We start from the raw sequence: 13,594 nt of genomic DNA, 5'->3' as shown, positions 1-13,594 counted from the left end.
CGGGAAGGGGACTGCATGTCCTTCACCTGGCGATACCTCGTGCGGCCCGACGGCGACTTCTGCCGCATCGGCAACCTCGACGGCAGTCTTGACGACGTCAGCGACGAAGAGCTGGCCCGCCTGCATCCCTCCGATCGTGAGGAGGATCAGTCGGCCCGGCCCTGTTCACGGTGTGGAGGCGAACTCCTTCTGTACTGGCACGGGCCCCTCATGACTGGTGTGTGGATGGAGCTCTGCCCGGCCTGCGACGGGCACCGGCCCGCAGCCCGAGCCTTCATCCGATGGCACCGCGACGCCGACCGCGATCCGAAGGCGCTCCCCCAGTTGTTCGAGGACTGGGAGACCGAGACCATGCACGCCCACGGCTGGGCCCGAGCACCTCAGCTCGCGCCTCCGGAAAGCCCGGCTCCCCCACGCGGTCTCACCCCGCGCGGAAGGGGCTGAACGCTCTCCGTCGTGGAGGCGGCGGACGCACAGCCACTTTCGTACGCGGAGGGTACAGGTACGGCTACCAGGCGATACCTTGGGGCGGTGGATCAAGGACTACCCAATCCCGAGGCCGCTGAGCGGGTGACGAGCCGGGAGCAGGATGCCGTGCGGCTCCTGCTGCTCATCGACGGGGCGTGTGAGCCCGTGTCCGACGTCGAGCGAGCTGACCCAGGACTGGAATCAGCTGTGGGAGTTGTCCGCACTCAGGTCCGCCTGCAGAAGCTGGACTTCTGGCTCCGCAATCCTGACTATCTCGCCGATGAGCTGCTGACGAAGTATGAGGCGACCACCGAGGCCCGCCTGCTGGAGTTGGCCGGCCGCATTCTCGATTCCGAGGAGCCGGAGGTGCGGTGCTATCCGATGCTGCGGCACCACTTCGGGGCGTACGAACCGTTGGACGACGCCCTCGCCGTGCTGCGCAGTGCTGGTCTGGTGGCTCGTCGCCGACGCGGGACCGTCAACCGGGTACGGCAGCACGACTACTTCCTGCTGGAGGCCGGGCGGACGGTCGCACGCGAGGCGATTCAGGAGGCACCCGCCTTTCAGTACTACGTGGACCGGGTTCAGCTGGTGCTGGATCTGGCCGACGGACGTGGCGGCAACCAGCTGAAGAAACAGCAGTACCTGCAGCGCGAGTACGCCGAGGCCGCCCGCGGTGATCGGATCGGTTCGGTGCGCGTGCGAGCGCGAGCGCGGCTGGAAGAACTGCGTAAGCAGGCACAGGACGGGGATGCGGAAGCGGGGGAGCATGGCTGAGGAAGTTGCGCTGGAGAATCGGATCGCCGCGCGCGCGAAGGTGACGGTCGATGACGTGCGGGCGGTGTTCGAGTCCCAGGGCATTCCGCTGGGTGCGCCTCCCGCGCGGCCGCGACCGTTGCGGATTCACCGGCTGCGGGTGGCGGGGGTGCGCACCGGAGCCCTTGAACCCGGCCCGTTCAACACCACGTTCAGGTTCGGCGACGGGCTGACCGCCCTGGTGGCATCGAACTTGCGTGGAAAGTCGAGCGTGCTGGAACTGGTGACGTGGTGTCTTCGGGGCACTCCGCGGGAGAAGAGCGGCGCCATCCACTGGCTGTGTGAGGTGGACCTCGACGCCACGGTCGCCGGCCAGCCGATGGCCTTCCGGCTGGACCTGGACAACGAGGAAATCACTTCCGCGGTCGCGTTTGCCGGGCCGGATCTGGCCGTGCTGGAGACTCTCCGTGCTCCGGACCCGGCGCAGGGAGTGCTGCCGTTGTTTCGCGCCGCGAGCTCGGAGAGCTACGCCGAACAGGTACAGGCGCTGATGATGAAGTGGATGGACCTGCATCCTCTCGTCAGTGCCAAACAGGGGACGTCTGCCGTGGCCCACGGGTGGCCCGCCTACTTCGGCGCCCTGTACCTGCCGGCGGCCCGCTCCCCCGCATTGCTGGGCGATGTACTCATGAGCGGTCTGCCGGGACGCCTTCTGCAGGTGTTCCTCGACCTGCCGGCCGCCGGTGTGCTGACCAAGGTCAAAACGCAGGCGGAACTGATGGCCACGGCTCGCAAGCGCCGGCAGAGCGCAGCGAAAACGGCGCAGGAAGAGCGAACGGCGCAGCGCCAGCAGACCGAGGAGGATTTGGCAGCAGCCCGTGCCCGTCTGGAGCAGCTGTCAGCAGGATCAGCTGGTTCCGATCAAGAGTCGCTGGCTGATCTGGCCGCGACCACGATGCGACTGGCGACCTCGTGGGCGGACAGCCAGCAGGCGTGGGACGACCTGATGCGGGTCCACCGGCAGGCCAAGGGGCAGCGGCAGCGCGACGAGAAGCTGCTCAACGATGTCCGCGAAAGCGCGATCGCCCGTCAGCTGTTCCACGGCCTGGACCCCACAACGTGCCCGCGGTGCGATCAGGACATCGCTGCGGAACGGCGTCAGCTGGAGATCGACGCACACAGCTGCGCCGTGTGCGCACGCCCCGTCGAGGGTGATGACGAGGACTCCGAAGACGTCCTGGCCGAGGCCGAAGAACGCCTCCAAGCCAGCACCCAGGCCGAACAGGCGGCCAGGGACGCATTGGAGCAGGCGGAGACCGAGCTCAATCGCCTGTCAGGGGAACTGAACGCGGCACAGGAAAAGCTGCGGCGGGCGGATGCGGCAGCCCGGGTGCCGGAATACGCCAAGGCTCGAGACGAAGTGCTGCGTCTGGAGGGCGCGTTGAGCGTTCTGCCCGAGCTGCCTGACTCTCCCGATGATCCGGCCGAAGACTTGGCGATCAAGGTATTGCGTGCCGGTGCGAAGACGCTGGAGGACGATCACGCGAAGGAAGCGGACAAGCTGTTCGCGGACCTCAACGAAGAGATTGCCGACCTCGGGCGCAAGTTCGGTTTCGCCGGCTTGGAGTCGGTGAGTATCGACCGCGCAGCGCACCTCGACGTGACCTCGGACGGCGAGCACGTGCGCAGCTTCACCGACCAGGTGCCCGGCGAACGGCTGAGACTGCGGATCGCCGTGATCGTGGCACTCCTGCGTGTGGGCGCGGCACACCAGGTCTCCACCCACCCGGGTCTCCTGCTGATCGACAGCCCCAAGGCCGAAGAGATCCAGGATGTCGACATCCACCTCCTGCTGCACGAGCTGAACGCCGTGGCGGAGGCGAATCAGTTGCAGGTACTGGTCACCACCGCGGACTTCGGCCTGGCCCACGACGTTCTGCCTCCTGACAGGATCACCGAAGCGGCAGAGGGCCGGCCACTGTGGTGACACGAATATGAAGGTGGAGGGAGAGGGGGACATGACGCAGCTCGCCGAGCGCCTCAGCGACCTGGCCACCACGGGAACCCGCACGATCACGTTCGAGGACATCGGCCTGCCCGCGGACACGTTGCTCGACCAAGTGCCTGAAGTCGCGGCCGGCCCACTGGCCCCCCTCTTGGCCGAAGCGATTGTTCACGCCTACGACGCCGCGGACGGCGCATGGAAGCAGGCAGCCGCCGCCTTTCCCACGGGGTTCGCCCAGCAGAGCAGCGTCCTGGCCCTTACCTCGTCGCTGGAAACCCTCCTGGGCAGCCCTGCCACTGCCAAGGCGCTCGCCAACCCCCTCAACGGTGCACTCCTCGACGGGCTCACCGAACAGGTCGAGCGCGGGCCCCTCCTAGCCGCCGCCCGCCTGGAGGGCGCCGTCAGACTCGCCGCCTCCGACGCAGTCCGCCCCTACCAGGTCTGGGACATCCTCGAGGAACTTCCGGCCGACGGGCCGGAGGACTTCCTCGAGCGTCTCCCCCGCGTCCTGGGCGTCGCACTGGACTGCTGGGCGCAGCAGGAATCCCGCGTCTCAACGGCCGTGCGGGAGCTGCTGCAGCACCTGTCCGTCGACGAGGCCGCAGACGTCGACGCGTTGTTCGAGCTCGGCTGCGACCGCCTGCGCACTGCGCTGTCCTCAACCGACCTGGCCGACGTGAGCCGCCTCATCAGCGAAGCGCGCTCCCTCTTCGCCGCGGCCGAGGCGGCAGAAGAAGCCCGCGATGACGCCGCCGCGTACCTCGCCGTGTGCGACGCCATCCTCGGCTTCACCGCGCACAACGCCGATCAAGTGGCATCGGCTGCCGACCGGATCGAACGCGCCCTGGAGCGCCGTCGGGCTTGGCTGCACGGCACGCACCAGCCCGCGTGGCTCCAGCCGCGCCAGGCCGCCGAGGTCGCCTGGTCCCAACTCCTGCTCCAGTTGCGGGCCGCTGCGGAACAGTTTGCGGCCGACGTATGGATGGACTCCTGGCGAGCTGTGGACGCGGTCCTCGCCGCCTACCGAGCTGCCCGCACCGTCCAGCCACTCGGCACCAGTCAGCTGGCCCCCGGTCTGGCCGCGCTGGTTGAGCCGGCTGTAGAGGACGGCTTCCTCCGCAAGGAGGCCTTCCTCAGTGCGCTGCGGCACGCCGCAGCGCACCCCGAGGACTACCCCGGCCCGGTATTCGACGGAGCCGCCGCGTCAGCGATCCTCGCCCGGATCGACGCTCGGGAGCACCACGAGACGTCCAGTAGCGACCAGGGTGACTCCGACGGCGAAGACCCGGACGCCGACGCGGGAAGAGTGCGGCTCCATCGCATCGCACCAACCGTGCTCCGTAAACTTCCGCTCTCTCGTGCCCTACGGCTCGCAGAAGGCCTCGACGATACGGCTCTCGCTGCCGTCGAAGGCATCGCCTACGACAGCGATGTCGCCCGACTGAAGGCCACCGACCCCGTCATCGTTCCCCTGCTCGACAGCTTCCTGGTCAGATTGTCAGAACACGAGGCCTTCACTGGGGATGTCCGACAGACTTTCACCGCGCTGCTCACCCAGACCCTCCTGTTCCTGAAAAGCCGCACCGACCTGGAGCGCACCCACATTTTCGGCACCGGCAAGAAGGACGACCCGCCCTACGACTACCGCCGCAAACCCGAAAAGGGGCAGCGTGAGGCCAAAGAGGCAGACCTGCAGCGCGACTTCCACCAATGGCTGCTCAGCGGCCCCTTGCACAGCATTGTTCAGGTGGAGACGAACAACGTCGGCATGGGCCGCGCCGACGTCCTGGTCCAGTTCGGAGCACTGCGTTACCTGACGGAGATGAAACAGGACCCCGACGACAACAGCCGCGCTCACATCGAGGGCAAGTACCTCACCCAGGAAGCCGAGTACACCAACACCAACGCGCCCTTCGGCCAGCTCCTCGTCCTCGACCTCACTCCCAAGACCAGCAGCAGTGGCACCCTGCGCGTCGACGAAGTCGCCTGGCTGGCCACCCACCGCCCCCGCGGCGCCACCACCGACCGGCTCGTCCTCGCCGGCATCGTCACCGGCAACCGCCTCACCCCATCCACCTACTCACACTGACCGAGGGGCCTCAAAATGCCCCCGACATCGCCCGGGCGTCCGGCCTCCGCTGCTAACGCTCAAAGGTTCGCTGGGCGAAGGTGCTCTACGCGAAGAGGGTGGCGATGGCCACGGTCACCGCGGCGGCGAGGGTGATGACGGCGGCGAAGGCGGTGGCGGCGCGAGTGAGGGCGGTGGGGTAGGTGGCACCGTCCATGCGGGCGAGTTTGCCTGCGGCGGTGCCGGTCAGCAGCGCGACGACGACGATGAGTGCGGTGGCGAGGAGGACGACGGCGACGGTCACGGCAAGCTCCCTGTACACGGTGGGGTGTTGACGTGGTCGAAGGTCGTGGAATCGGTGTACGCCGGGGTTCGGCGGGAGGAATATGAACACCGGCGAACACACCACCTCGGGGGCGGGCCTGGTGCACGACAAGCAGGATGGCCGCGGTGCGGCGCTCACCGCACTGCTCAGCAGGCTCAGCGACGGGCTGGCCCGGGCCGGGTTGAACAAGACGCAGCTCGCCGCCCGGGCCGGACTGGGGCGTACGACCGTCTCGGAGGCATTCCGGGGTGGCGGGTCGGCGCAGACCGTGGCAGCGCTGGCCCGTGCCCTGAAGCTGCCGGTGGACGAGCTTTTGGAGTTGCAGCGGGCCGCGGCCAAGGAGCCGGGCACCATCACAGTGCACGTAGTGGGGCCGGGCAGGCCGATCGGCCAGTGGGAGCCGCACGAGCTGGAAGTCCACCCGGCCGGCCCGGCCAAGGCCGCCTCCAGCGCGGAGGCGCTCGCGATGCGGGTCCTGCCCAAATATGTGCCGCGCGCGCATGACCAGGTGCTGGCCGACGCGGTCCGGGACGCGGATGCGGGCCGCAGTCGGATCGTGGTGCTGGTGGGAACCTCCTCCACGGGCAAGACCCGGGCGTGCTGGGAGGCTGTCCAGGACCTCGCCAAGGCGGGGTGGAGGCTGTGGCACCCCTTCGACCCCACCCGCGCGGAGGCGGCACTGGAGGAGTTGCACCGGGTCGGGCCGCGCACCGTGGTGTGGCTGAACGAGGCGCAGCACTACCTCGGCGACCCCACGCACGGTGAACGGATCGCAGCCGCGGTGCACCAGTTGCTGCTCGATGAGGAACGTAGGCCTGTCCTGGTCCTGGGGACCTTGTGGCCCGAGTACGCCCACCGATACACCGCCCTGCCTACGCCGGGCGGCCCAGATCCGTACAGCCGGGTGCGGGAACTGCTGGCCGGCCACACCACGGCCGTCCCGGACGCCTTCGACGCCAACGCCCTGGCCGAGGCCGCCGCCCTCGCCGGACAGGGCGACCGGCTCCTGGCCGACGCCCTCACCCGCGCCCGTGACAGCGGACGGATCACCCAGGACCTGGCCGGAGTCCCTGAACTCCTGCGCCGCTACGAGCAGGCCACCCCGCCCGCCCGGGCGCTGCTGGAAGCGGCGATGGACGCACGCCGCCTCGGCGTCGGTCTCCACCTGCCGCAGGCCTTCCTCACCGACGCAGCCTCCGACTACCTCACCGACACCGACTACGACCAGCTCACCGACGACTGGGCCGAACGCGCCTTCGCCGAACTCGCCGAACTGGTTCACGGCAAACAGGCCCCCCTGCGCCGCACCACCCCCCGGGCCCCACGACGCCCGCCCGCCCCCACCGCCACGGCCGGCCATCCGGCCCCGGCCTTGGCGGGGCCGGTGTTCCGGCTCGCCGACTACCTTGAACAACACGGCCGCACCACCCGCCGCCACCTGTGCCCGCCCGCGTCCTTCTGGCACGCCGCCCACACTCACCTCACCCACCCTGAGGATCTCAAGAGCCTCGCCGACGAAGCCGGGAGCCGGCACCGCCAGCAATGGGCCCACCTCCTCCTGCACCGCGCAGCCGACCAGGGCCACACCGGCGCCCTTGGCCGCCTGGCCGCGATGCGGGAGGAGGCGGGGGATCGCGGGGGCGCCGAAGCCCTCCTACGCCAGGCCGCCGACCACGGCAACACTGGCGCCCTGTTCGACCTGGCCAGGCTGCGGGAGGAGGCCGGGGACCGGGAGGGCGCCGAAGCCCTGGCCCGGCAGGCCGCCGACCAGGGCCACACCGACGCTCTGTTCCGCCTGGCCGAGCTGCGGGAGGAGGCGGGGGACCGGGAGGGCGCCGAAGCCCTCCTACGCCAGGCCGCCGACCACGGCAACACTGGCGCCCTGTTCGACCTGGCCAGGCTGCGGGAGGAGGCCGGGGATCGGGAGGGCGCCGAAGCCCTGGCCCGGCAGGCCGTCGACCACGGCCTCTCCCTCGCCCTGGCCTACCTGGCCAAGTTGCCGGAAATCAGTAACAGACTGTGGCCCTACGGCTTGGACCCGGACGGTACGCCAACACTCCCATGGCACGGTTAAGGGCACCCGGACCTGATCGCGCGGAACTCCTCGACCGGGGCCGTGCCTACCAGGGCACCAGCGCGGCAAGCTGTCATCCCGGGTGCCGCTCTACGCCAACTAAGTGCGTCGCGACGATCTGCACCTCAAACGCCTACAGACGGCCGATGTGAGGTGCCCCGACGGATGGCGCCTGCCGTCGGGGCGCGACCTATCTGTCGCCGCCCGCGCCGGACTTCCGGGCGATCAGCACCGCCACCGCCCGGGCGTGGTTGGCCATGGCGCGCAGGTGGTCGGTGATGGTCTGCGCGGGGTGCTCGGCGGACGGGCCGCACGGGGCGATCGGATTGGACGCGAGAGCGACGAGCCAGAGGAGCCCGAGCAAGGCGGGAACGACCTGGGTGAGCTTGGCGAGGTGCGTCAACACGGTGGAGTCTTCCTACCGTTGTCGTGATGTGGGTGCGCCGGGCGCCTCGGCACGGCTCAAGAATCACGACACGGAAAACAAGATCGCAAACCGCGTTTTGGCAGGTCGCGGAGCCTTCTAAGGGGGTGGGGGTGGCGAGGTTCGCCCTCATCCATTGGATGAGGGCGAACCTCGCCACCCCCACCCCCTAGTACCCCATACGCCACGCCGGTGTGTGATGGACCTCACGTTGCGGGTTGAGAGGGCCTCAAAAAACGTGCAGGTCACGGCAGTTGCCCAGAACTCGATTCCGTCGACGGCGGCCGCGTACGGCCGGCGGTCGGCTGGTGCAGTCGGACAGGCGATCGCCGGGAACGCCGCCGTGTGCCCGCCCGCGGTGAATGTGATCGCGGCGGGGCGCTGGGCCCAGAAAGGGGCGACGTCGATGAGGTGGTCGCCGTGCTCCCTGTTGAGGAGGCGCAGCCACACCTCCGTGCTGGTGATGCTGGCGCGGTACGCGGTCACGTCCCACGGTTCGGTGGTGAACCCGTAGGTGTCGACGCGGGCGATCACGGTGTCCGGGGCGTCGGCCGTGGACATGTGCAGAGCGGTGCCGTCGTACACGAGCCGGATACCGTCCTGCTGAAGATCTCCTCGCCGGGGAGCCTGGCGCAGGAGTTCGTGCAGGTCCCGGATCTTCAGCTGCGCCATGGCCTCGTCCTCTCCCCGAAGTCGCCGTCGAGTCGACGTGGGTCAAGAGTGCGACCGCCGGTTCCGCTCATGAGGGACCCAGACCGAAACGCCAGTACTTGGTGAAGCGCTCCAGTGTCAGCTCGGCGTCGAGTTCGTCGTTCCACACCGCTTCGAGCCACATCGGGACGGTGTCCAGTCGCTCGCAGACCACGACGCTTTCGGGCTGATGGGTCAGGTAGCAGTGGCTCTCGTCCGCGAACTTTCCGCCTGGCCCGTACTTCCCGTACAGCTGCGCGAGGCGTTCACGGCTGGCTTCGGCGAAGGCCTCCAACTGCTGGACGTAGTCCTGCTGTTGCTCGGCGCTGACGGACTTGAGGACGACTGCGAGGATCTCCTGGGACAGGTCGCGGTCGAAGCCCGTGTAGCCGGTCAGGGACACGAAGATCCGCTCGGCTGCCTCGAGGACTTGCTGCACCTGCTCCTCCCCCACCTGGTCGACCGGGGTGGGCAGGGAGTTTGGTTCCGACTCGGATGTGACTGGCCGTGTCTCCATGACGGCGGCCGCCGTTCGTGCCTGGTGGACGGTGCGGTCGGCGATGTGGGCGAGTCGCTCGGAGATCGTCTCGACGGCGCGATGCCAGCCCTCCTGGACCTGGTCTCTGGTGTCGGCGGGGGCTTGCGTGTCCAGCGTGATGACTTCGCCCTGAGCGCCTTCCACGGCGCCGGCGCGGATGGCCGCGATGAGGGTGTGTACCTCACCAGGGCTTGCGCCCGCGGCGCCGAGCAGCTCGGTCACCCGCTGCTCGGCGTTCGAGGCCGTCTCGGCGTGTACGGCGATCAGCGGTAAGGGCCGCCGTGGTGGATGGTGGCTCATGAGGTGGCTCCCCCTGCTGCAACGTGTAGTTCGGCCGCTGGTGCGGGCTGTTAACGGAGTTCGACGGAGTAGGAGCCGCCGGTGAACTGCCAGCCGTCGGTGCCTTCGCCGATGTCTTCGACGATGACGTCGTCGATGAAGTGGTCCTCGAACTCGTCGTCGGTGAGTTCGCCGGCGAGCCAGAGGGCTTCGATCGCGTCCCAGTGGCCGCGGCTGGCGTCGATGCGCAGGGGTGCGGCGTCGCGGGTGCCGCGTTCGCGTTCGTCGTCGCCGGTGGTGACGAGGCCGCTGATCTCGTACTGGCCGCGTTTGATGTGGTCGGGGATGGGGTCGGCGGGGACGATGGCGACGTTTTCGTACGCGGTGTGGATGAGGTCGCGGTAGTTGCGGCGGATGTTGTACTCGGCGTCGGACAGCCAGTTGATGAGGGTCTTGGTCGTCACGTTCAGGCCGGCGTCGGCGAGGGCCTGCTGCCCGCGGTGGGTCGCGGTGAGCTGGGAGAGCTGGGCGTGCCAGTGCTTGGCGTTGTAGGAGGACAGCCGGTGGCGTGCGGTGACCTGGGAGCGCAGCAGGTCGTTGAGGGCGGCGCCGAGGGAGGTGCCGCGTCCGGTGGGTCCGGCCATCAGTCGTCACCTTCGAGGATGGTCTCGCCCGCTTGGACGAACTTGCTCTTGACTTCGCCGAAGCCGGTGCCGATCCGGTAGGTGGACGGCGGGGTGCCGGGTGGGGTCCAGAAGATGGCCTGGTCGACGTTGCGCAGTGCAACGAGGGTGTGGCCTTCCTGGACGGCCTTGAACGCGACCGTCCAGTGCCGGACGGAAGCCTCGGCGACCATGCTCATGCGCCAGTCCGGCCGCCAGAACGGGGACCGCTGGGAGGGGCGCTTGGGCCACAGCAGACGCAGCGCGATGGACAGGCGCGTCTTGTAGGCCTTGTAGGGGTCGCCGCCGACCTGGACGAGTTCGGTGCGTGCCTTTCGGGTGGCTTCGTAGAACGGCTTGAACAGCGACTCGTTGGCCTTGCCGGTCCAGGAGTCGTGGATGGTCGGCATTGCCGGAAGGTGGTTGTCCCTCACGAGCTTCATCAGTTGCTTGATGTGGGGGGTGGTGACCCACGCTCGGCCGTCTTCGTCGGGCCGGTCGGCGATCCGCCCCAGGGGGTGGGGCATGTCGGTGCGGGTCCACTCGGGGATGTCGATGAGGTAGATGCCGGCGCCGGCCTTGTCGTAGGCGTCGAGCGAGCCGGTGTGCAGGAGCTTGTTCGGGGCGAGGGGGACGGCCGAACAGGCGGAGGGGAACGAGCCGTTGCGGTCGATCAGGCACAGCACGCCCTCGCCGAACGAGTCGGGCACGTCGAGTTGGTCGCGGCGCACGCGCCTGCCGTTTGCCCGGATGTGGGGAACGCGGGTGGCGGTGACGTCGGGGTGGACCCAGCGGGGCTCGCCGTCCATGTGCTCGCTGATCAGCGGCCACGGGCCGCTGTCGCGTTCCTCTTTGCGGATGACGCGGATCGGGTGCATCTTCGAGCGGCCGACCGAGTCCTTGAGGATCTTCAGGGCAGGGAAGACATGGCCCTCGGGCTCGTCCTCCTCATCCTCCGGCGCCAGACCATCTTCCTCGTCGTCCTCGTCGTCCTCGTTGTCTTCCTCGTCCTCCGCCACCTCGGCCGGGGTCTGCCCGTTGCCCGCCTCAGCCTGGACAGCGGCACCGGCAGCAGCTGACTGCCCGGCGGCTGTGGTGGTGGTGTCGGCGGGCTCGGGCGTGCCGTAGGGGCGCAGGGCTGCGGCGAGACGGTGTCCCTCATGGGTGTCCGGCCACTGCGTGACCGTGGCGGCGGCCTGCAGGAGCGACGGAAGGATCTCGTTCAGGGCTTCCTGGTTGCCGCCCGCGACCGCGGTCCGCCACGCGGCGAGCTCGTGGGTGAGGGCGGCGGGGATCCCCTGGTGCCCGCCGGACGTGTAGGGAAGGGCGGCTTCGGCCAGTTCCAGCGCCGTCGTCCCGCCCGCGGCCGCGGGCCCCGGGCCCGCCGGACTGTCGGCGCGCTCGAGGGGCGCGGCGGCGTCGAGGAAGCGGGCGTGGATCAAGTCGGGCTTCAGGTAGGCGGAGCCGATCGTGCCGAAGTCTCGTTCCGCGACCGTCACCTGGACCTTGGCAGGGTCCTCGGTCGGCGTGAGCGTCAGCGTGATGTCGGCGTCCAGGAGACCCAGGAGTTCGGGATCGTCGCTGTCCACGATCGCGAGGACCGGCACGTGCAAGGTGCGCGCGAGCGTGGCCAGAACCTGGGAGGCGTCCGGGAGACGGTCCCCGGACAGCGGCAGCCGGGCGCTGTGGGCGGCCTGCAGCCGGTCCACGACCACCAGGGCCAGGCCTTGCATGTGGGGGGCGGTCTCCGCGATGTCCTCGGCCCTCAGGTCACTGCCGTCGTCGATCATCAGGAGGTCGCCGGCCTGGACCAGCCGGTGGGCGACCTGCTGCTCATGCTCGGTGAGACGGCCCTGCTTCAGGCGCGCGTACTCGCCACCAGCCTCGGCGGCGATGATCCGGCGGAAGATGTCGTCCCGGTTCGGGCCCGAGGCCGCGTACAGGACCGTACGGCGCTCGACGAGCGCGGTCTTGCGTGCGGCGGACAGGCCCAGCAGGCTCCCCCCGACACTCGGACGGGCGGCCACGAGCGTCAGCCGTCCCGGCTGCAGACCGCCCGTGGCGGCGTCCAGGCCCGGCAGCCCGAAGGTGGGACCGTCCGCCGGGCCGTCGGTGAGGACGGAACCGATGGCGTCGCCGAGCGTGGCGAGCCTGCGCGGCGTACTGCCGCGGTCCTGGTTGCCTTGGACCTTCACCGCACCTCCTGCGGTCGCCGCGCGAGAGTCCGCGGCCGTATCGGACGAGGGAGCATCAGAGGGAGGGTCGGCGGGGAGCAGCACCGCGACCGGAGTGGTGTTCCGCAGCAGCACCTGCGGCTGCCCCTTCGCCGCCAGCGCGACAAGGTCACCGAAATCCCTCTGCGCCACGCTCAGCACGTGAGCCGGGAAGGCATCGGTTTTTCGGGCTGCCGGGAACCGGTCCAGCGGCGCCAGCAGGGCACGCACCTTGTGCTTGGTGATCACCGTGGTGCGCCCGTCCTCCTCGGCGAGCTTCACCAGCGAGTACAGCTGGTTCCGCGCCGTGGTCGCGTTGACCGCCCTCTCCTCCTGCGGCGACTGACTCACTCACCCTCCCGATTGAATCAACTACCCACTAATCTATCACAGTTCATCTATTCAGTACAGAGAAGCACTATGTTTTCAAAGTTTCTCACTCATTATTGGTGACTCTTCTGTGGCTGGGTTGACGTTCGGGGTGCCCGAGCTGATCAATAGGCGTGACCGGCCCGGCAGTCACTTATCCCGGCGGCCGCGCGGATGGGAGGCAGGACGGTCAGCTCCACGCCCGGGCTCAGGAAGCGAATGCAGCAGTGCGACTGCACCTCTCGTGCGTGTGACGCTTGGCGGTTGACCCGAACCCCGCCTTGTACATGCGGTAACTCTTGCGGCACTTCGAGGCAGAGGAGACGTGGATGGCAGGCCAGGTGCGCTCAGTTCGGCCAGATGTGGTTGTAGTCGTTCGGCGAATCGAGTGCGCCTGGTGCGGGATCACATGGAACAGGCGTCCTACGCGCGGGCAGGTCCCACGTTTTTACTCAGCCGCCTGCAGACAGGCCAACCACCGCGACGGGCTACAGCAAGAGCGCGCCGCCCTCCAGGCCGGAGAGGGGCGCCTCGCCTCGTCCGAGCCGATCCCTGGCCAGGAGCTGCGTGCCCTGATGGGGATGACCAACCAGGAGCTCAACGAGTTGGACGAGTCGGATCCTGAACGCTTTGGCGCCTTCATCGATCACCTGACCCAACTGGTCAAGTCCCTGCCGGCCTGACACGGCCTGCGCGACGCGCACTCCGAGCGGATCTCCTCGC

At 69.0% G+C, this 13,594-nt stretch carries 11 protein-coding genes; 5 read left to right on the top strand and 6 right to left on the bottom strand.

The annotated features are described in order from the left end of the window. Window positions 1–15 precede the first annotated feature (15 nt). The 4 genes from AQJ46_RS48370 to AQJ46_RS48355 all read left to right on the top strand — a co-directional run bounded on the left by AQJ46_RS48370 (window position 16) and on the right by AQJ46_RS48355 (window position 5,318). Window positions 16–444: a DUF6300 family protein gene (locus AQJ46_RS48370; RefSeq protein ID WP_059211738.1), complete on the top strand. Its 429-nt coding sequence runs from the start codon at window positions 16–18 to the stop codon at window positions 442–444. A gap of 189 nt (window positions 445–633) precedes the next feature. Further along, window positions 634–1,245, top strand: coding sequence for a hypothetical protein (locus tag AQJ46_RS48365; RefSeq protein ID WP_208617116.1), 612 nt, complete (start codon window positions 634–636; stop codon window positions 1,243–1,245). Next, window positions 1,238–3,211 (top strand): hypothetical protein, encoded by a 1,974-nt coding sequence (locus tag AQJ46_RS48360; RefSeq protein WP_059211736.1) that lies wholly within the window; start codon window positions 1,238–1,240, stop codon window positions 3,209–3,211. Before AQJ46_RS48365 ends, AQJ46_RS48360 begins: the two co-directional genes overlap by 8 nt. 31 nt (window positions 3,212–3,242) lie before the next feature. After that, window positions 3,243–5,318, top strand: coding sequence for a hypothetical protein (locus tag AQJ46_RS48355; RefSeq protein WP_159064221.1), 2,076 nt, complete (start codon window positions 3,243–3,245; stop codon window positions 5,316–5,318). Between the two features lie 85 nt (window positions 5,319–5,403). Here AQJ46_RS48355 and AQJ46_RS56745 read toward each other — a convergent pair whose 3' ends face one another. Beyond that, entirely contained in the window at window positions 5,404–5,601 is a 198-nt protein-coding gene (locus tag AQJ46_RS56745) for a hypothetical protein (protein WP_079072803.1), read from the bottom strand. An 82-nt stretch (window positions 5,602–5,683) separates the two neighbouring features. Here AQJ46_RS56745 and AQJ46_RS48345 point away from each other — a divergent pair, with 82 nt between their 5' ends. Continuing rightward, window positions 5,684–7,696: a helix-turn-helix domain-containing protein gene (locus AQJ46_RS48345; RefSeq protein WP_107117494.1), complete on the top strand. Its 2,013-nt coding sequence runs from the start codon at window positions 5,684–5,686 to the stop codon at window positions 7,694–7,696. Window positions 7,697–7,886: 190 nt separating this feature from the next. On the opposite strand, the gene AQJ46_RS48340 is transcribed toward AQJ46_RS48345, so the two are convergent. From AQJ46_RS48340 to AQJ46_RS48320, 5 genes are all read right to left on the bottom strand, one after another. Then, entirely contained in the window at window positions 7,887–8,102 is a 216-nt protein-coding gene (locus AQJ46_RS48340; protein WP_059211733.1) for a hypothetical protein, read from the bottom strand. Between the two features lie 147 nt (window positions 8,103–8,249). Next, window positions 8,250–8,792, bottom strand: coding sequence for a hypothetical protein (locus AQJ46_RS48335; RefSeq protein WP_059211732.1), 543 nt, complete (start codon window positions 8,790–8,792; stop codon window positions 8,250–8,252). 67 nt (window positions 8,793–8,859) lie between these two features. After that, window positions 8,860–9,648, bottom strand: coding sequence for a hypothetical protein (locus AQJ46_RS48330; RefSeq protein WP_059211731.1), 789 nt, complete (start codon window positions 9,646–9,648; stop codon window positions 8,860–8,862). A gap of 50 nt (window positions 9,649–9,698) precedes the next feature. Further along, window positions 9,699–10,271 carry a hypothetical protein gene (locus tag AQJ46_RS48325; RefSeq protein ID WP_059211730.1) on the bottom strand — a complete coding sequence of 191 codons (573 nt, stop codon included), beginning with the start codon at window positions 10,269–10,271 and terminating at the stop codon, window positions 9,699–9,701. After that, a complete protein-coding gene (locus AQJ46_RS48320; RefSeq protein ID WP_059211729.1) occupies window positions 10,271–12,853 on the bottom strand; it encodes a DnaB-like helicase C-terminal domain-containing protein in 2,583 nt (860 codons plus the stop codon). Before AQJ46_RS48320 ends, AQJ46_RS48325 begins: the two co-directional genes overlap by 1 nt. Between the last annotated feature and the right edge of the window lie 741 nt (window positions 12,854–13,594).

It is taken from the genome of Streptomyces canus, assembly GCF_001514145.1.
GTDB lineage: Bacteria > Actinomycetota > Actinomycetes > Streptomycetales > Streptomycetaceae > Streptomyces > Streptomyces canus.
Note: the sequence above shows the minus strand (reverse complement) of the source record. Positions and strands in the feature narration are given on the sequence as shown.